The organism is Halomicrococcus gelatinilyticus (assembly GCA_024227995.1).
GTDB classification, from domain to species: domain Archaea; phylum Halobacteriota; class Halobacteria; order Halobacteriales; family Haladaptataceae; genus Halomicrococcus; species Halomicrococcus gelatinilyticus.
This window is the reverse complement of the sequence record CP100465.1, coordinates 316,476-334,308: the sequence shown is the minus strand read 5'-3', so window position 1 is coordinate 334,308 and position 17,833 is coordinate 316,476. Positions and strand designations below refer to the sequence as shown.

Here is a 17,833-nt window from a genome sequence, read left to right as displayed (position 1 = left end):
TAACTATTACCATCTGTCTCCTGTACTCCATCGGGGTTACGCTCATGATAGACTACGTCAGTATCCTCCGACAGACCCCCTACGATGGCGGGAGTTGGTGGACGATTGCCTTCGGTGCCACTACCGGACTCGTTCTGATGGTTACACAGCTGGTCTACCGCCCGATGGTTCCAGATAAGATCGCACTAAAGCGCGGCGTCCTCCCCGAGGGAGTGAGGGCCGTTCCGTTTAACCTCATCCTTATCTTGTGGCTCCTCATGTTCGGTGTCGCGCTAGTCTCACTGACATACGGAATCGGAATGGCAGTAACGGACATGTCCGAAGGCTAATCCTCTCTGTCAGCCTCCCGCTGGCTGGTTCGGACCTGCGCCGCCCTTCCAAGTCGCCTCCTTTCTGTCGTGGCAATTAGTAACTGAGTCACAGTTCGAGTGGTTCACAGAGCAGTTCAATGGTAGTGATGGCGAACAGGAGGACGATTTCCCCGACTCGTCGACCAGCCCAGCGCTCGCTCGGCGGAGTAATCGGCGCGAAGTATGGATACCCACAGTGCCTGGAAGCTCCAGGGGTCGCTGTTGTATTCCTCGTCTTTTCACTGACTTTGGGAATAGTAGCCCTCGCGGCTTTGGCTTTAAAATACGGATGGACTCGCCGGGATTGTGAACCGAAGCCAGACGGTCGTCCTGCTCCGCTCGACGCTGCGACTGGCAGGGTTCAAATCCCGTCTCGAACAGACCCGATTTCACTCGGCACACGCGACTCGCACCGCTCGTCGGTGATGCCGAGAGAGAATAGTGGACTCGCCGGGATTTGAACCCGGGGCCTCTCCCATGCCAAGGGAGTGATCTACCGCTGATCTACGAGCCCGCGTTCGCATTTACCAGTTCCCCGGCGGTACTGATAAACCTCTCGAAATCGCGCCACCACGCCCATCCCCGGCACACCGCTCCCGGAATGGAAACCCTTTAAGTTGCGCGGGGAGATACGGACGAATACGGGAACGGCACAGCCGCAAATCTGACTCGCCGTGGGAGTCGCTCGCGGGCCACGCCCGCTCACGCACTCCGTGCGTGTCGCGCGTCTCACGGCTTGGGATTGCGGACGTGCAAGCGGAACCATCGGTTCCGCGTACGGCGCTCTTGCGCCGGCCACTATCGCAGCGGCTCGTGCAGTTCCTATCCTCGAACAATGGCACGAATGCACACACGACGCCGTGGGTCGTCCGGTTCGGACAAACCCACGGACGACGAGCCACCGGAGTGGAGCGACGTCGACCCCGAAGACGTCGAAGAACGCGTCGTCGAACTCGCGGAACAGGGCCACAGCCCGAGCCAGATCGGTCTGAAGCTCCGCGACGAAGGCGTGACCGGCACCCCCGTGCCGGACGTGAAGGCGGTCACCGGCAAGAAGGTGACCGAGATTCTGGAGGAGAACGAGGCAGACCCAGAGCTGCCCGAAGACCTCCGTAACCTGATGGAGCGAGCGGTGCGCCTCCGCGAGCACATGGACGAGCACCCGCTCGACGCGCAGAACAAGCGCGCGCTCCAGAACACCCAGTCGAAGGTTCGCCGCCTGGTCAGCTACTACCAGGGCGACGAGATCGACGAGGACTTCACGTACTCCTACGAGACCGCCAAGGAACTCCTCGACTAGATGTCAACCGCCGGTCGAACCACCCACGAGGACGCCCCCGCCCCGAGCGAGGTAGCCGCCGCGCTGCGCGACGCCGCCTTCGTGCGGCTCGTCGCGCGCGCCGACGGTGAGTCGCTGGCAGCGACGGGCATCCTCGCCCGCGCGTGCTCCGACGCCGGCATCCCGTTCCAGGCGAGTGCGGCCCGGTTCCCGAACGAGCGCGTCCCCGAGACCGACGAAGCAGGCGACGACGCTGCTGAAGATGCAGACGACCTCGTCGTCACCGTCGGCGCGTCGGGTGGCGACGTGGCGCTCGGGAACGAACCGAGCGTCACCGCCTTCGACGCCGCAGCCGAACTCGGCGCGGAGCCGGAGCCGGTGCTCGCGCTCGCGGGCGTCGTCGCGGCCGGTCGAACGCCGGGCGCTGGCGACGACGCGCACGTGCTCGACGCAGCGGACGACCGACTCGTACGACGACCGGGCGTCGCCGTCCCGACGGCGGACCTCGCCGACGGGCTGGCGCACTCGACGCTCGTCCACGCCGGATTCTCCGGCAATAGCGGGGCGACGCAGGCAGAGCTCGCCGAGCTCGGTCTCCCCGCGGAGTTGGACGACGACGCCCACCGTCAGGTGGGGTCACTCGTCGCGCTCGCTACCGCCGGCGCGGAGTCGGCGACCGCTCGCGCTGCCGAGACGGTCGAGCGCGCGCTGCGCCCGTACGAGCTCTCGGACGCGCCGTTCGCGACGCTCGGCGGGTACGCCGACGTGCTCGACGCGGTCGCCCGCGAGCGACCGGGGACGGGCGTCGCGCTGGCGCTCGGCCACGACGCGCGGACGTCGGCGCTCGACGCGTGGCGCGACCACGCGGGCGCTGCCCACGCGACGCTCCGCGAGGCGACGACGGCCCGGTACGACGGCCTGTTCGTCGCCCGCACCGACGCCGCACCGGTCGAGACGGCGGCCCGGCTGTTCCGGGACTACCGCTCGCCCGAGCCGACGGCGCTGGTCGTCGCGGACGACGAGGCCGCCGCAGCGACCGTCGACGACCGCGACCTCGGCGCGACGATGCGCGAGGCTGCGAGCGCGGTCGGCGGCGACGGAACGGGCACGACACGACGCGGGTACGCACGGTTCGACGCGGCATCGACGGACTTCCTCGAGGCGTTCCGGGAGGCACTATGAGACGCGCGACCATCCGGACGGAACCGGCGGACGCCGACGCAATCGCGGCGGCGCTCGCGCCGGACAACACGCCGGAGATGTCCACGCAGGTGGAGGACGGAACGGTCGTCACGACGATCGAGCGCGAGACGACCGGCGGCCTCCAGTCGACGATCGACGACTACGTCGTCAACCTCTCGGTGGCGGAGCAGGTCGTACAGACAGCCAACCGATCAGATCAGACCAACCATGAGTGAACGATCAGTCTCCAAGCAGGCGACGGAGAAGCGGTGGTACACCGTCCACGCTCCCGAACAGTTCGACCGGGAGCCGCTCGGTGACACCCCCGCGGACGAACCGGACAAGGTGCTCGGACGCACCATCGAAACGACGCTCGGCGATCTCACCAACGACGCCAGCGAGAACAACACGAAGCTGACATTCAAGATATCGGACGTCGGCAGCGACGCGGCCTACACCGACTTCGTGAAGCACGAACTGACGCGGGACTACCTGCGCAGCCTCGTGCGCCGCGGCGCGTCGAAGGTCGAGGCGTACGTCACGGTCCTGACCACGGACGACTACCGCGTCCAGATCCAGCCCGTGGCGTTCACGACGAAGAAGGCCGACCACAGCCAGGAGAAGGCCATCCGCCGGACGATGATCGACCTCGTCCAGGAGGCCGCGGAGGACCGCACCTTCGCCGACCTCGTCGACAGCATCGTCGAGGGGCGCCTCTCCAGCGCCATCTACGGCGAGGCCAAGACCATCTACCCGCTGCGCCGCGTCGAGATCCAGAAGACGACGCTGGAGGCCAGCCCGGAAGAGGTCGCCGCCGAGGAGGAGACGGCCGTCGACGTCGACGAAGAAGAAGTCGAAGTCTGACTCCCCTCGTTCGAACAGTCGAGAATCCCGCCTTTTTCGCGCGGAAGACGACCACCCAGCTGCGCGTTGCGAAATAGTCCGGTGAGCGCCTCGCACGTCGATTCCGTGGCGGAAGAACGAACGTCGTCTACTCCGTGACGACGATGGACCCGGCCATGCCGCTGACCTCGTGGGGGACGCAGAAGTAGTCGTAGGTGCCCGGCACCTCGAAGGTGTGCTCGTAGGTCTTGCCCTGGTGGATCGTCCCGCCGTAGCCGCTGCGCCACGCGTCGCGGGCGGCCGCCTCCGAGTCGAAGTCGCCCGAGGCGAAGTACTCGGCACCGTCGGGGAGGGAGTTCTCGTACGCCGTGACGGTGTGGCGGCGCATACCGGTGTTCTTCCAGACGACCGTCGTGCCGACCGTCACTTCCAGTTTCCGGGGTTCGAAGAAGCTCGACCCCATACCGACGTCGAAGTCACCGCTTTCGGTGTCGCCACCGGTGTTCAGGATCCCCAGACAGCCGGACAGCCCGACGGCCACCGCACTGGTAGACCCGGCCAGGAACGCTCGGCGGTTCATGTCTCACCGTCCGGACGCTGGTCGTATATGTCTCTCGGAACCGGGTTGGTCGGGCGCTGCGCAGCGGGGCCCGTAGTGCCGGGTGGCGACTCAGAGTTCCGTCGACCCGCGACCGACCCAGTCCGCGAAACTCCCCTCGATGAGCGTTTCCTCCTGGTGGTCGATGTAGGTGCGCTGGGTCTCGACGACAGCGTCCTCGAAGCTCGCGCCCTCGTCGAGTCGCTCGCGGACCTCGCGGCGCTTCCACTCGGCGGGCGTCACGCGGTGGCGAGCGCGCTGGCGGAGCGGCCAGAGGTACTTCGCTGCCTCCTCCTCCGAGAGGCCGCGTGAGGTGAGGCCGTCCTTCGCGTGGGCGAACAGGTCCGCGAACAGCGTCTCGGTGTCCGTCGTCTCGGCGCCGTCGTTGGCGATCCAGTAGAGGTCGGCGTCGAGCCCGTCGCGCATCGCGGCGTAGAAGTTGTCCCGGGCGATGACCCAGTCGAGGTGCCGGACGGGGTGTTCACGCCGGAACATGCTCTCGAGCAGGCCGGCGAACGCGGCCTGGAAGGCGATGCCGTCCCGGACGGTCGGCTGGGCGGCGATGGGACGGAACTCGATGCGAGCGTTCGCGGCCGAGCGGGTCGCCCCGCCGAAGACGGGGCGCACCCACCGCCAGTAGGTGCCGTGCTTCAGCCGGAAGTGAGCGAACTCGTCGTCGAACCGGGAGGCTGGTTCGACCGGCATCGGGACGATGGTCTCGTCGGCGGCGATTGCGTCCACCGCCGCCTCGACGGTGTCGAACTCGTCGGGGAACCGAACCTTGTCGCCGGTGTCGCCGGACGCGTTCAGCACCGACTCGAAGACGTCGATGCGGTTCGACATCCACGCGTCCTCGACGATCTCGTCCGGGGTCGCGTCCTCGTCGTAGAGGTCGGGTGGGTAGAACGGCGAGTTGACGCCGAGCGCGAGCAGCGGGCCGGCGATGCGGACGGCGTACTTGAAGTACGTCGGCAGGTCGCGGGCGTGGGGGACCTGGTAGTGTGGCTGGATGGAGGTGATGAGGCTCTCGGGCATGACGGTGTCCGCCGACAGCGAGACGTGCGGGCCGTCGAGCTCCATCCCCGCCGGCGCGGTGCCTGACTTCCCGGCCGCGTTCGCCATCGCGTGGTAGCGCACCGAGTCGCTCATGTTCGACGCGATGCGCGTCCCGTCGTCGTCGACGCTGTCGGTCAGGTACTCGCGGGCCGTCTCGCCCTCCGGCGGGATGGTCCAGAGGCCGTCGCTGACCAGCCGCATCCCTTCGGTGCTCGTGCGGTTCTCGGCTGCAGAGAGTCGGGCCTTCACCTCCGACTCCTGGGCGGCGAGTCCGTGCCGGTTCAGCGGCTGCGGACTGGTCGACATCTCGGCGTTGTGCAGGCCCAGCTCCTTCTCGAAGCCGATGAGTTCGAGCAGCCGGCGCGGCACCCTGGCCAGCGCGCTCGACTCGGCGTCGACGGCGTAGAACTCGTACTCGAACCCCACGATGGCCTGCGGGTTGTCGAAGACGCCGTCCGCGAGCTCGCGTTTGATGACCTCTGCCTCGGCCTCGACCTCGCCCTGGAACTCCTGGGGGTCCACTGCCAGCACCTCGTCTACCATCGACGCGAGGTCATCGTCCGTCATAGGGGGCCAGTCGTAGTCCACCCGTTTCAATCTACGGGCTACGGGTCGAGGAGACGGCGACGCCGGCCGGCGGAGCAGCGTGGTTGGCGACGCGCGGCTAGAGACGCGGTTAACGGACACGCGCGCGGGCCACCGCTGCCGGCGCTGCCGGGACCGCCCTCGAAACCAGAACTGACGTGACGGCCGAGTTCGTTCGCCCGTCCATGACGCGGTACCACCAGAGCGGCACCCGGCGCGACGCCTGCGCGCTGCTGTACGAGGCGGGCGAACTCCCCGGGCAGCGACTGAAGACGCGACTGGAGTCCCACTACGACACGCGCCTCGACCCCAAGCGGTTCTACTCGCTGCTGGAGAAGCTGGAGCGGAGCGGCCACGTCGAGCGCCGCGAGGCCGAACTGAAGGACCTGTACTCGCTGACGGCGGCAGGCGAGCGGGCGCTGCTCGACCACTACGACTGGCTCGGCGAGCGGATAGCAGCGGGAGAGAGATCGCAGGAGGAGTGAGGACGGGAGAGGGACGACAGGCGGCCGGTCGTCAGTCGAGTGCGGTCGTCAGTCGAGCAGCTCGTTGGCGATGGTGTTGCGCAGCACCTCGCTCGTCCCCTCGTAGATCTCGTTCAGCTTCGCGTCGCGGTAGTAGCGTTCGACGTCGAAGTCGGTGGTGTAGCCGTAGCCGCCGTGGATCTGGATGCCCTCGTTGGCGACCTCGCGGGAGATCTCGCTCGCGAACAGCTTCGCCTGGGCGGCCTGCTTGATGTAGTCCTCGCCGCGCATCTTGCGGTCGGCGGCGCGGTGCATCAGCAGCTTCGCGGCCTGGACCTTCGTGTCCATGTCGGCCAGCTTGTGCTGGATGGTCTGGAAGTCGCTGATGGGCTGGTCGAACTGCTCGCGGTCCTGGGCGTAGACGAGCGAGTCCTCCAGCGCGGCGCGCGCGAGGCCGATGGACCGCGCGGCGATGGTGATGCGGCCGCCGTTGAGCGTCTTCAGCGCGTGGACGAAGCCGTCGCCCTCCTCGCCGAGCAGGCGGTCTTCCGGAATGTGCATGTCCGAGAAGCGCAGTTCCGCGGTCGGACAGCCCTTGTCGCCGAGCTTGTGCTCGGTCCCCTCGACGTGGAAGCCGTCGTCCTCGTCGGGGCGGACGACGAACGAGGAGATGCCGCGGTTGCCCGCCTCGGGGTCGGTCTTGGCGAACACCGTCACGGTGTCGGCGACCGAGCCGTTCGATATCCAGAGCTTGCCGCCGTTGAGGACGTACTCGTCGTCGTCCTTCTCGGCCGTCGTGTCCATCGCGGGGACGTCGCTGCCAGCGCCGGGTTCCGACAGCGCGAACGCGCCGACGTCCTCGCCCTGGTTCAGCGGCGTGAGGTACTCCTGTTTCTGCTCTTCGTCGCCGAACGCGTACAGCATGTTACCAGCGAGGCTGGTGTGGGCGGCGACGATGGTGCCGAGACCGCCGCTCCCGCGGGAGATCTCCTCCAGGCCGATGGCGTAGGAGTGGTAGTCGAGTCCGGCACCGCCGTACTCCTCGGGGAACGGCATGCCCATCAGGCCGAGGTCGGCCATCTGGTCGACGAGGTCCTGCGGGAACTCGTCGGTCTCGTCGATCTCGGCCGCTCGCGGTTTGATCTCCTCGTCGGCGAACTCCGCGACCATGTCGCGAATCTGCTTCTGCTCGGCTGAGAGGCTGAAGTCCATGCGGAGTACTGGGGCGACTCAGTCCTTTACTTTTCCCATCCCGCGCTAGCGCGCCGGGGCGAAGCGCCGTACCAAGGTGACGCCGCCGCTTCAGGTCAGCCGTCGGCGGAGGGAGTCGAGCGTGAGCGCGCCCTGGATGACGTAGGACGCGCCGCGGAACTTCGGCGCGATCGAGGCAGCGCCGAGCAACAGCAGGGCGCGCTTGGAGTCGCCGCGCTTGAACGCGTACCCGGCCTGCGCGACCAGCGACGCGACGTTGAGCTTGTCGAGCGACCCGTTCCGGAGCGATGCGATGGGCGGTACGACCGCGGCGGCGAGCGACGACAGCGTGGACAGGATTCGGAACACGTCGAGCCGAACGGGCGTGCGGCGGGTAAGGGTTCGGGGCGCGTACGAAAGCCGTTGAAACCAGTCGGTGGTTGTGACGGTCGCCTGGAGAACTGACGGCACGCCGGGTAGAGAAGAACGACGGCGGTGACGGGTCCGGAACTGCCGGCGTCGCGTTACTCGTTCTCGCAGCAGCCGCCGGCCTCGCCGCCGAAGTCGACCGCGAGCGGTTCCGAGATGGCCTCGTTCAGGGTCTCCAGCCGGGACTGCAGTTCGTCCTGCGCGTCGAGGTACTCGTCCATGACGGGGAGGGCGTGGAGTTCCTGCTGGGCCTCCTGGACCTTCTGGACGCTCTCCTGGGTCGCCTCGCCCGTCTGGCGCGCTAGCATGAACTCCTGGCGGATCTGCTCGAACTCCTTGATGCGCTCCTGGGCCTCCTCGTCGTTCTCGACGGCCTCCTTCGCCTCCTCGAACCGCTGGTACGTGGGCGTCTCGACGATAGCCTCGCCCAGTTCGGTCGCGAGCCGTTCGACCGACTCGCCGCTCTCCTCCGTCGTCGCGTCAGCGTCGATGCTCATGGGCCGCGTTTCGGGCTGGACCGGTTTCAACCTGCCGGGTCACCGACGGCGACCGTCGCACCACCGAGCGGGCTGCTTCGCGAACGTCGGGGTCTGTCGCGACCCAAAATTTTCCCGGACGGGTGGCGAACCGGTCCGCATGACGCTCGAAAGCGAGCTGACGGCGACGCCGTCGGACGACGCGGTCACGTTCGAACTCGTCGTCCGGAACGCCGGCGACGACCCCGTCGAGGTGACGTTCCGGAGCGGGCTGGGGGCCGACTTCACCGTGCTCGACGTCGACGCGGAGGGCGAGGACGACCGTGCCGACGAGGTCGAGGTCTGGCGCGCGAGCGAGGGGCGTATGTTCACCCAGGCGCTCCGCCCCGAGACCTTCGAACGTGGCGCGGAGCGAACGTACCGCGGCGAGTGGCCCGACCCGGAGCCGGGCGAGTACGAGGTGGTCGCGACGCTCGCGGTGACCGACGAGGCGGTGGAGGAGCAGGTGGCGGCGCGGACCGACGTCTCCGTGTAGGTTACCGCAGCTCCTCGTGGAGCTGGCGGGTAGCCCTGCGGACGGCGTCGTCGCTGCTGGTCGGTGGCTCCCAGCCGAGCGCGGAGAGCTTCTCGATGGAGAGCCGCATCTTCGGGACGTCGCCGGTCCAGCCACGGTCGCCGCCGGTGTACTCGTAGTCGGGGTCGAGGCCCATCTCGTCGCTGACGATGTCGGCGATGGCGTTGACCGAGGTGGTCGTGCGCGTGCCGAGGTTGTAGATGTTCAGGTCGTCGTCGGCGTGTTCGACGACGTGGCACATCGCGTCGATGCAGTCCTCGACGTGGAGGTAGGACTTCTCCTGGCGACCGTTGCCGAGGATGGTCAGCGTCTCGGGGTCGTCGAGCAACTTCTCGATGAAGTCGGGGACGACGTTGCCGCGCTGGTGGGGGCCGACGATGTTGGCGAAGCGGTAGACCCACGCCTGCATCCCGTAGGAGTGGGCGTAGGTCGATATCAGGCTCTCGTCGGCGAGCTTGCTCGACCCGTAGATGCTGATGGGTTCCAGCGGCGCGTAGTCCTCGGGGGTCGGCATCGGGGCCTCGCCGTAGACGGTCGAGGAGGAGGTGAAGGCGATCTTGTCCACGCCGACCTCGTCCATGCGTTCGAGGACGTTGTACGTCATCGCGCCGTTCTCCTCGAACAGCTTCCGGTCGTCGTCGTAGTTGGTGTCCGTGTAGGCGGCGAAGTGGAAGACGACGTCGAGGTCCTCCGTGACGACCTCGGCCACGTCGTCGGGGTCGGTCATGTCGGCCTGCACGAACTCGGCGTCGCCCGTGACGCGGTCGCGGTCGCCCTTCGAGAGGTCGTCCGCGACGACGACGTGGTTGTCCGCCGCGAGTCGCTTCGCGAGGTGCGAACCGACGAGTCCCGCGCCGCCGGTGACGAGCACTCGCTTGTCGGAGAGCTTCATGCGCCGTCGTGCGCGAGCGAGGGTCAAGTGCGTTCCGAAACCCCCTAACCGGCGCGCCGTCCACCTCTTGCTATGCAAGACGAACCGGAGGTCGTCGTCGTCCGCCTGGGCCACCGCCCCGGCCGGGACGAGCGGATGACCACCCACGTCGGACTCACCGCCCGAGCGCTCGGCGCCGACCGCGTCGTCTTCCCCGACAACGCAGGGAAGTCTCGCGACACCGTCGAGGACATCACCGGCCGGTTCGGCGGGCCGTTCGACGTCGAACTGTCGGGCAGCCAGACGGCGCTCGTCCGCGACTGGGAGGGGACGGTCGTCCACCTGACGATGTACGGCGAACGCGTCCAGGACGTGGAGGGCGATATCCGCGAGCGCCACCGCGAGGAACCACTGCTGGTGGTCGTCGGCGCGGAGAAGGTGCCCTTCGACGTGTACGAGGCCGCCGACTACAACGTCGGCGTGACGAACCAGCCCCACTCGGAGGTCGCGGGCCTGGCGGTGTTCCTCGACCGCCTGTTCGAGGGCCGCGAACTGGACCGCGAGTGGAGGAACGCGGACCGCCGGGTCGTCCCCGAGGAGACGGGGAAGACGGTGCGACCGGTCGACGAGGAGTGACGCCGACGGGGAGAACGAGCGAAGCGTACGAGCCGACCGACCCGCTCCCGATGGTTTTAAACGGATGAGTGCCCCCGTTTAACGTATCAATGGCTTTCGAGGACCTGCTGAGCGATCCGGTGATCCAGAAGTATCTCCACGAACTTGTCGGACCGAAGGGGATGCCGGTCGCCGCCGCGCCCCCGGACGGCGAGGTCACGGACGAGGAACTCGCCGAGGAACTGGACCTCGAACTCAACGACGTCCGTCGCGCGCTGTTCATCCTCTACGAGAACGACCTCGCGAGCTACCGGCGGCTCCGCGACGAGGACTCCGGCTGGCTGACCTACCTCTGGACGTTCGAGTACGACAAGATCCCGGAGAACCTCGAGGAGGAGATGTACCGCCTGCTGGAGGCGCTCCGCCAGCGCCGCGAGTACGAGCGGACCCACGAGTTCTACCTCTGTGAGGTGTGTTCGCTCCGCTTCGAGTTCGGCGAGGCGATGGACTTCGGCTTCGAGTGCCCCGAGTGTGGCTCGCCGCTCGAGTCGATGGAGAACTCGCGACTCGTCGAGTCGATGGACGACCGCATCGACGCGCTGGAGTCCGAGCTCAACGTCGAGGAACTCGGTGCATAATGGTCGTCCTGGCCACCAAACTGTACGTCGGCGGTGACGCGAACGAGCGGTCGCGCGACGCGCTCGACTCGCTCGTCGCGAACGACATCGGCGACCTGGACGTCGAGTACGACGTCGGCGTGCGACACGACGACTTCGTCTCGGTGACCGTCGAGGGCGAGGACGCGGTCGTGGCGCGCAACGTCCTCCGCGAGGAGTGGGGCGAGATAACCCCCGAACTCCAGGACGGCGAGACCTACGTCGGCACCCTCGAAGGGTGGGACGAGGACGGCCTCGTCCTCGACGCGGGGACCGAGGTCGAGATTCCGTCAGACGAACTCGGGCTCGGCCCCGGCTCGCCGGTCCAGATCGTCGAGCGGTTCGGTCTCGTCCAGCACCTCCCGATGCGGTTCGTCGCGGGCGACACGCCGCGACTCGCCGACGAGGAGCGCGACCGGCTGTTCGACTGGACCCGCGGGACGGGCCGGGTGAACGTCAACAGCGCGACGCGCGGCGAGGTGCGGGCGACCGTCAACCGCGCCGGTCACGCCGAGGACATCGTCACCGTCGAACGCCTCGGCCTGCTGGAACAGAGCATCGTCTGCACGGAAGACACGGACCCGCCAGGCCTGCTCGCCAGCATCGGCGACTACCTCCCGGCCGAGATTCGTTGCGTCATTCCATGAACAGACGCCTGCTGTTCGCGTTCGGGATGCTAGCCGTGCTCGCCGCCAGCGCCGGCTGCACGTCGGTGTTCGGTCCCGGCGAGATCAGCCAGGACAAGCTGAACAAGGACGCAGACTACGAGTGGAACTCCTCGCAGGAGGTGGCGATGAACGTGTCCAGCGGCAGCTACAAGGCGGTCTACGAACTCGACGGCGAAGACTCGCTGGCGCTCTACCAGTACGAGTCGCTGGGCGGCAAACAGCCCGTCGAGATTACGGCGGTGCAGTTCCGGTACCCCAACGGGACCGTCGTCGGCGCGAAACAGATCGACGTGGAGAAGACGAACAAGAAGACGGTCATCACCCCGCCGGCGGACGAAGGGAAGCTGGCGTATGAGACGTCGCGCCGCGGGAAGACGTTCAGCGTGCCGACGTACCTCGACGAGCGAACCTACGAGGTGGTGCTGCCGGAGGGGATGCGCGTCGACAACTTCCTGCTCAGCGACGTCCAGCCGGGCGGCTACGAGAAGGAACTCGTCGACGGCCGGGTGCACCTGACGTGGGACGAACCGGTGACGGCCGGCTCCATCACCGCACGGTACTACCTCGTGCGCGACGAGCTCATCTTCGGCGGCATCGTCGGCGTCCTCGCCGTCGTCGCGCTGCTCGGGCTCGCGTACTTCCGGTTCCAGATCCGAAAGCTGGAGGAGAAGCGCGAGGAGATGGGCCTCGACGTCGACGTGTCGGACGACGACATCGGCGATGGCGGGCCGCCGCCGGGGATGCGATAGGACTTTTCTGCCCCGGACCCGAGGCTCCGGTATGCGAATCGCGCTGGTCTCCGTCGGAGACGAGATCCTCTCCGGCGACACCGTCAACACGAACGCCGCGTGGCTGGGCGAACAGATGACGGAACGCGGGGTCGCCGTCGAGCGCGTCGTCGTCGTCCCGGACCGCGTCGCCGACATCGCCAGAGAGGTCAACGAGGCGCTCGCCGAGTACGACGCCGTCGTCGTCACCGGCGGACTGGGCCCGACCCACGACGACCTGACGATGGAGGGCGTGGCCGCCGCGGTCGGCGTTCCGGTCGAGGAGCACCCGGATGCGGTCGCGTGGGTCGAGGAGCACACCGACTACGAGCACGCGGACCTGGTCCCGGGGACGACCCACCTGCCGAAGGGGGCGCGGATGCTGCCGAATCCCGCGGGCGTCGCTCCGGGTGCGGAGATAGAGGGCGTCTACGTACTGCCGGGCGTCCCCGGGGAGATGGAGGCGATGTTCGAGCGCGTCGCGGACGAGTTCTCGGGCGAACCGCTGTTCCGGCGCGTCGTCGACGTCGACGAGCCGGAGAGCGCGCTGCTCGACCGGATAGCGGAACTCCGCGAGGAGTTCGACGTGTCCGTCGGGAGCTATCCCGGCGACGTGGTCAGGGTGAAGATCGAGGGAGCGGACGAGACGACCGTCGAGGAGGCGGCGAACTGGTTCCGGGAGAAGACGGTCGCGCCCTAGCGGTAGAGCCAGACGAGCCAGCCGACGACGAGCGCGATACTGACGACGAGGACGACGATGCTTGCGGCGTTCGTGGGGAAGGTCGCGAGTGGGATCATGGCCGGAGGTTGGGAGCCTCCGCTCTTAACTTTTGAGAACTCGTGTCAGGCTCCGACGGGAAGCGGTGACGATTCGAACCGGTCGGTTCCTCTCGCAACGCCGACAGAGTTTTCACACCGGAACGTACACGTACTGATATGCCACGGAGTACCCAGTCTCCTGGTCGCGTTCTTCTCGGATGACGAGCGCGCCGCTTCGGTAGAGAGAGACGGTGAATCGGTCGTACTGTCCATCGACGACGCAGAATACGAACTGACGCGACGGGAAGCCACTGCGCTGCAGTCGGCCGTGGGCGACGCGCTGACGGAGCGCCGCGAGTTCTTCCGCACGGCGGGCACCCACCGCGAGGACGGCAGCTACGAGGTGTCGCGCCGCGGCGCCGACTCGGCGGGCAACGCCAAGGTGTTCGAGACGTTCGACTCCCTGCGCCGCCTGTTCCGGCGACTGCCCGACGAGTTCACCGCGGAGGACGTCGGGCGTACCGGTATCACTGGCTCGCGCCGCCACCTGCTGGTCCGCCACTTCGCGGAGCATCCCACGTTCGACTGTCGCATCAGTTCGCGCAACCCGCTGACGGCGGTCAAGGAGTCCGCGTCGAACGACGACTCCGACGGCCGCCCCGAGGACGACCCGGACCGCCAGCCAGCCGAGGTGGTCGCCGACTGACGGCGCTACCCCCGGAACGGTCCGTCCTGTCGACGTCGGCCTCGTCTCGTGAGCGTTTCACGGCCAGCGAGTCGCTACCGTCGGTCCGCGTCGGCCGCCAGCGGCGGCTCTCGCGACGAGCGACGGACGATTCAAAAAAGGTAAGACCGCCGCTCGATACGCGCCCTGTATGCAACCCCGGTTCGTGGGACGGCTCTCGCTGGCGGACGCGGTGACCGTCTCGAACGCCGCGCTCGGCTTCCTGGCCGTCGTCGCGGCACCCACGAACGCGGAGCTCGCGGCGAGACTCGTTCTTCTCGCGGCCGTCGCGGACGGCCTCGACGGCGTGCTCGCGCGTCACGTCGGCAGCTCCGCGGCGGGGCCGTACCTCGACTCGCTCGCGGACGTCGCCTCGTTCGCCGTCGCCCCCGCTGCGCTCGTCGTCGCCGTCGTCCGCGAGTCGTGGGGCATCGACGGCCTGCGCCCCGCCGTCGCCCTCCTCGGCGCGGCGCTGTTCGTTGCCATGGCCGTCGTGCGACTCGGCCTGTACACCGCCCACGACGCCAAGGAGGACACGACCGAGGGCGTCCCGACGACGCTGGCGTCGGTCGTCCTCGGTGCCGTCGTCCTCGTCGGCGTCACCGGTCCGGTCGCGCTGGTCGTCCTCGTGTACGTCCTCGCGGGGCTGATGGTCTCGACGATAACGTACCCCGACCTGCTCGCGCGGGACGCGCTCATCATGGGCGTCGTCCACTCGCTCGCCGTCCTCGTCCCGGACGTCCTCGGGCGGGCGTTCCCCTACGCGCTGTTGACTCTCGCGCTGGCCTACCTCGTCCTCGGGCCGCACTTCTACTGGCGGTCGACGGACGAGGCGTCGACCGACGAAAGGTCGGCGGAACGGGCCGAGAGCGGGTAGCTCCGAGACGAAGGCAGGGGGAACGGAAGGAGAGACGGAAGTGGAGAGGGAAGAGAAGACGGAAGCGAAGAGTGCTGCAGACCCGCTTTCCGGCGGTCTCAGGACGCGTCCTCGATGGCGTCGAGGAGGAGGTCGATGCCCAGGTCGATCTCGCGCTCGGTGACGTCGAGCGGCGGGAGGATACGCAGCGTCTTGTACCCGCAGCCGAGGGTGAGGAGGCCGCGCTTCAGCGCCGCGTCGACGACGGCCTCGCGGCGCTCTTTGGTGTCGAACTCGACGGCGAGCATCAGGCCGCGACCGCGGACGTCGACGACGGTCTCCGGGTCGGCGTCCTCGATGGTCTCGCGCGCCTGCCGACCGCGCGCGACGGCGTTCGCGAGGAGGTCGTGCTCGTGGATGGCGTCGATGGTGAGTGCGCCCTGCAGCGACGAGAGCACGTCGCCCGCGCCCCACGTCGAGGAGAGACGGCCGGTGTCCTCGGGGAAGACGTCGGAGCGCGAGATGGTCGCGCCGACGCGGAGTCCCTTGGCGCTGGTGATGACGTCCGGTTCGAGGTCGAGGTGGTCGACGCCCCACATCTCGCCGGTGCGGCCCAGGCCGGACTGTATCTCGTCGGCGATGACGTTCACGTCGTAGCGGTCGCGGATGGCGGCGACGTCCCGGACGAACTCGTCGTTCGGGATGCGGTAGCCGCCCTCGCCCTGGACGGGTTCGAGGATGACGAACGCGACCTCCTCGGGGTCGATGACGCCCTGGTCGGGGTCGAGTTTGTCGGCGACGACGTTGCCGCCGGGGCCGTCGGTCTTCCATCCGCAGGTGCAGTCGCCGTCACAGCTACAGTAGGGGACGCTGACGACGCCGCCGATCTCTGGGTACCCCTTGCGGTGGGCGACCTTCGAGCGGTTGAGACTGAGCGCGCCGAGGGTCCGGCCGTGGAACGCGCCGTCGAAGGTGAACGCGCGGTGACCGCCGTTCTGGTAGGAGATCTTGATGGCGTTCTCGACCGCCTCGGCCCCGCTGTTCGAGAGGAAGACGGTGTCCATTTCGTAGTGGCCGGCGATGTCGGTCAGGCGGTCCATCAACTGTGATGGCCCGGGGAACTCGGGGTCCTCCGGCGGCCAGCCACCGGACGTGTAGAAGTCCTGTCCCGCGATCTTCGTGGGGTCGACGATGTCGAACTCGTCGATCTTGTCCATGATCTTCGGGTTGTTGTACCCGAGCGGGGCGGCGGCGACGTGGCTCGTGAAGTCGAGCAGCACGTTCCCGTCGACGTCCGTACAGAACGGGCCGTCGGCGTCCGCGGTGATGTCCCAGACGAATTCGTAGACGTACGTGGAGGGGGCCGAGAACTGCTGGTGGTAGTCGACCCACTCCTGGGCCTTCGCGCCCGGCATCTCTCGGACCTGGGGCTCTGCGGTATGTCGGTCCATGCACCGGATTACGGAGACCCCCGGTTTAAAAAATTCGTTGTGAACGCGGTCACACGGCGACGACGAGCGCCGCCGCTCCCGCGCCGACCAGCAACACCGCGCTCCAGACGGCGACCCGGTAGGCGAACGCCCGGTCGGGAGCCGAGGCGGTCAGCGCCGCCTTGACGAAGACGCTGGACGCGGTCGCCAGCAGGACGCCGAAGACGGCCGTCGGCCCCTCGAGGTTTCCGCCGGTGTAGAGCGTGACGGCGGAGGCGGTCACGCCCGCGCTCGACACCAGTCCGGACAGCAGTGCGGTCACGTAGAAGCCGGTCTGGCCGAACTGCTCCTGCGTGACCGCACCGCCGAGGACCACCAGCGCGAAGATGGCACCGAACCCGAGGACGTTCCGGAGCGAGAAGGGGCTCTCGAGGTCGATGTCGACCTGCTCGGACCAGTCGGCGGTGGAGGCCGCGACGACGACGCTCCCGACGACGACGACCCCCAGCGGGACGACAACGCCGACCAGCGGGCCGCGGGGCGTACCGAACGTGAACGCGACGGCGATGACGAGGTTCCGGAGCGCCATCGCCGCGTCGGCGAGCAGGATGGCCGCCACGCCGTAGGAGGCCGACTCGGGGTGCTGGCGGACGTGGTCGAGCATCGTCCCGACGACCGCCGTCGAGGACGCGAGTCCGCCGAAGAACCCCGTCACGGCGATGCCACGACCGTCGTAGGTCTCGATGAGCACGTAGTTGACCATGCCGATGGCGGCGACGGTGACGACCATCGTCCAGACCAGTCGCGGGTTGACCGTGACGCTCCCCATCCTGACGTCGCCCGTGGGCAGCAGCGGGTAGACGACGAACGCGAGGATGGCGAACTCGCCCGCGGACCGCAGTTCCTCGCGGGAGAGCCCCCACGCGAAACTGTGGAGTTCGCGCTTCAGGACGAGCAGCAGCGAGGACACGACGGCGACGGTGACGCCGACGATGACGTATCCCTCCGCGACCAGCACGCCGACGCCGAACGTCACCAGCATCGAGACGGAGGTGGTCAGCGACAGCCCCTCGCTCTCGTCCGTCAGCAGTCCCTGGACCGCCAGCAGCACGCCCTGGACGATGACGAGCAGGCCGCCCAGGAACAGCAGCACGTCCCGGTCGACGATGGTGAACACCGCACCCAGCAGGCTGACGAGTGTGAACGTCCGGATGCCCGCGCTCTTGTGGGACCACTCCCGTTCGAGGCCGAGGAACAGGCCGAGCGCGCCGGCGATGATGACGCGAACGACGTTGCTGTCCAGCGAGGTCGACACGATGGCGTCGTGGAGTCCCGCCACCCCACGGAGGACGCTCTCATCAGACTAAAGAGTAGCGTCGAAGGGCAGGCCTGCGGCCGTCGTCGTCGCTCCTGCCCGCTGCGACGGGGCGAGGACGAGCGTTTATCTTGGGGGAGATAGA

The 17,833-nt window shown here is 67.9% G+C and carries 22 protein-coding genes and 1 tRNA gene; 14 read left to right on the top strand and 9 right to left on the bottom strand.

Translation table 11 applies throughout. From position 1 onward, the window contains the following. Nucleotides 1-44: 44 nt before the first annotated feature. Nucleotides 45-329: a hypothetical protein gene (locus NKT36_RS01745; RefSeq protein WP_327052228.1), complete on the top strand. Its 285-nt coding sequence runs from the start codon at nucleotides 45-47 to the stop codon at nucleotides 327-329. Between the two features lie 463 nt (nucleotides 330-792). Here the strand turns inward: NKT36_RS01745 and NKT36_RS01740 are convergent. Continuing rightward, nucleotides 793-864, bottom strand: a tRNA-Ala gene (locus tag NKT36_RS01740). Nucleotides 865-1,185: 321 nt separating this feature from the next. Here NKT36_RS01740 and NKT36_RS01735 point away from each other — a divergent pair. The 4 genes from NKT36_RS01735 to NKT36_RS01720 are packed head-to-tail and all read left to right on the top strand — an operon-like array spanning nucleotide 1,186 to nucleotide 3,675. After that, complete coding sequence (locus NKT36_RS01735) at nucleotides 1,186-1,650, top strand: 30S ribosomal protein S15 (RefSeq protein ID WP_327052227.1); 465 nt, start codon at nucleotides 1,186-1,188, stop codon at nucleotides 1,648-1,650. Continuing rightward, nucleotides 1,651-2,811: an exonuclease RecJ gene (locus tag NKT36_RS01730; protein WP_327052226.1), complete on the top strand. Its 1,161-nt coding sequence runs from the start codon at nucleotides 1,651-1,653 to the stop codon at nucleotides 2,809-2,811. It begins immediately after the preceding gene. Then, nucleotides 2,808-3,047 carry a KEOPS complex subunit Pcc1 gene (locus tag NKT36_RS01725; protein ID WP_327052225.1) on the top strand — a complete coding sequence of 80 codons (240 nt, stop codon included), beginning with the start codon at nucleotides 2,808-2,810 and terminating at the stop codon, nucleotides 3,045-3,047. The genes NKT36_RS01730 and NKT36_RS01725 overlap by 4 nt, the downstream gene beginning before the upstream one ends. Then, on the top strand, nucleotides 3,040-3,675 hold the full coding sequence (locus NKT36_RS01720; RefSeq protein WP_327052224.1) for a 30S ribosomal protein S3ae: 636 nt from the start codon (nucleotides 3,040-3,042) through the stop codon (nucleotides 3,673-3,675). The genes NKT36_RS01725 and NKT36_RS01720 overlap by 8 nt, the downstream gene beginning before the upstream one ends. Nucleotides 3,676-3,802: 127 nt before the next feature. On the opposite strand, the gene NKT36_RS01715 is transcribed toward NKT36_RS01720, so the two are convergent. Both NKT36_RS01715 and NKT36_RS01710 read right to left on the bottom strand, forming a co-directional pair. Next, on the bottom strand, nucleotides 3,803-4,234 hold the full coding sequence (locus tag NKT36_RS01715; protein WP_327052223.1) for a plastocyanin/azurin family copper-binding protein: 432 nt from the start codon (nucleotides 4,232-4,234) through the stop codon (nucleotides 3,803-3,805). Between the two features lie 90 nt (nucleotides 4,235-4,324). Beyond that, nucleotides 4,325-5,875, bottom strand: a complete 1,551-nt coding sequence (locus NKT36_RS01710; RefSeq protein ID WP_327052222.1) for a hypothetical protein — start codon at nucleotides 5,873-5,875, stop codon at nucleotides 4,325-4,327. A gap of 203 nt (nucleotides 5,876-6,078) precedes the next feature. Between NKT36_RS01710 and NKT36_RS01705 the strand changes: the two genes are divergently transcribed. Then, complete coding sequence (locus tag NKT36_RS01705; RefSeq protein ID WP_327052221.1) at nucleotides 6,079-6,378, top strand: PadR family transcriptional regulator; 300 nt, start codon at nucleotides 6,079-6,081, stop codon at nucleotides 6,376-6,378. A 48-nt stretch (nucleotides 6,379-6,426) separates the two neighbouring features. Here the strand turns inward: NKT36_RS01705 and NKT36_RS01700 are convergent, their stop codons facing one another. From NKT36_RS01700 to NKT36_RS01690, 3 genes are all read right to left on the bottom strand, one after another. After that, a complete protein-coding gene (locus NKT36_RS01700) occupies nucleotides 6,427-7,569 on the bottom strand; it encodes an acyl-CoA dehydrogenase (RefSeq protein ID WP_327052220.1) in 1,143 nt (380 codons plus the stop codon). A gap of 90 nt (nucleotides 7,570-7,659) precedes the next feature. After that, nucleotides 7,660-7,917 (bottom strand): hypothetical protein, encoded by a 258-nt coding sequence (locus NKT36_RS01695; protein ID WP_327052219.1) that lies wholly within the window; start codon nucleotides 7,915-7,917, stop codon nucleotides 7,660-7,662. Nucleotides 7,918-8,072: 155 nt separating this feature from the next. Further along, complete coding sequence (locus tag NKT36_RS01690; RefSeq protein ID WP_327052218.1) at nucleotides 8,073-8,474, bottom strand: YlbF family regulator; 402 nt, start codon at nucleotides 8,472-8,474, stop codon at nucleotides 8,073-8,075. 139 nt (nucleotides 8,475-8,613) lie between these two features. On the opposite strand from NKT36_RS01690, the gene NKT36_RS01685 reads away from it, so the two are divergent. Further along, a complete protein-coding gene (locus NKT36_RS01685) occupies nucleotides 8,614-8,988 on the top strand; it encodes a BsuPI-related putative proteinase inhibitor (protein WP_327052217.1) in 375 nt (124 codons plus the stop codon). Between the two features lies 1 nt (nucleotide 8,989). Here NKT36_RS01685 and NKT36_RS01680 read toward each other — a convergent pair whose 3' ends face one another. Beyond that, nucleotides 8,990-9,919, bottom strand: coding sequence for an NAD-dependent epimerase/dehydratase family protein (locus NKT36_RS01680; RefSeq protein WP_327052216.1), 930 nt, complete (start codon nucleotides 9,917-9,919; stop codon nucleotides 8,990-8,992). Nucleotides 9,920-9,991: 72 nt separating this feature from the next. On the opposite strand from NKT36_RS01680, the gene NKT36_RS01675 reads away from it, so the two are divergent. From NKT36_RS01675 to NKT36_RS01645, 7 genes are all read left to right on the top strand, one after another. After that, nucleotides 9,992-10,534 carry a tRNA (cytidine(56)-2'-O)-methyltransferase gene (locus NKT36_RS01675; RefSeq protein WP_327052215.1) on the top strand — a complete coding sequence of 181 codons (543 nt, stop codon included), beginning with the start codon at nucleotides 9,992-9,994 and terminating at the stop codon, nucleotides 10,532-10,534. A gap of 89 nt (nucleotides 10,535-10,623) precedes the next feature. After that, nucleotides 10,624-11,151, top strand: coding sequence for a transcription factor E (gene tfe / locus NKT36_RS01670; RefSeq protein WP_327052214.1), 528 nt, complete (start codon nucleotides 10,624-10,626; stop codon nucleotides 11,149-11,151). Then, nucleotides 11,151-11,816, top strand: coding sequence for a DUF2110 family protein (locus NKT36_RS01665; RefSeq protein ID WP_327052213.1), 666 nt, complete (start codon nucleotides 11,151-11,153; stop codon nucleotides 11,814-11,816). Before tfe ends, NKT36_RS01665 begins: the two co-directional genes overlap by 1 nt. Then, entirely contained in the window at nucleotides 11,813-12,586 is a 774-nt protein-coding gene (locus NKT36_RS01660; protein WP_327052212.1) for a DUF5803 family protein, read from the top strand. The genes NKT36_RS01665 and NKT36_RS01660 overlap by 4 nt, the downstream gene beginning before the upstream one ends. A gap of 31 nt (nucleotides 12,587-12,617) precedes the next feature. Beyond that, complete coding sequence (locus NKT36_RS01655; RefSeq protein ID WP_327052211.1) at nucleotides 12,618-13,304, top strand: competence/damage-inducible protein A; 687 nt, start codon at nucleotides 12,618-12,620, stop codon at nucleotides 13,302-13,304. A 351-nt stretch (nucleotides 13,305-13,655) separates the two neighbouring features. Then, nucleotides 13,656-14,069: a DUF7528 family protein gene (locus tag NKT36_RS01650; RefSeq protein ID WP_407652223.1), complete on the top strand. Its 414-nt coding sequence runs from the start codon at nucleotides 13,656-13,658 to the stop codon at nucleotides 14,067-14,069. A gap of 169 nt (nucleotides 14,070-14,238) precedes the next feature. Continuing rightward, nucleotides 14,239-14,964: a protein sorting system archaetidylserine synthase gene (locus NKT36_RS01645; protein WP_327052209.1), complete on the top strand. Its 726-nt coding sequence runs from the start codon at nucleotides 14,239-14,241 to the stop codon at nucleotides 14,962-14,964. A 98-nt stretch (nucleotides 14,965-15,062) separates the two neighbouring features. Here the strand turns inward: NKT36_RS01645 and NKT36_RS01640 are convergent, their stop codons facing one another. Then, a complete protein-coding gene (locus NKT36_RS01640) occupies nucleotides 15,063-16,394 on the bottom strand; it encodes a class-III pyridoxal-phosphate-dependent aminotransferase (RefSeq protein WP_327052208.1) in 1,332 nt (443 codons plus the stop codon). A gap of 49 nt (nucleotides 16,395-16,443) precedes the next feature. Next, complete coding sequence (locus NKT36_RS01635) at nucleotides 16,444-17,712, bottom strand: MgtC/SapB family protein (RefSeq protein ID WP_327052207.1); 1,269 nt, start codon at nucleotides 17,710-17,712, stop codon at nucleotides 16,444-16,446. Nucleotides 17,713-17,833 lie beyond the last annotated feature (121 nt).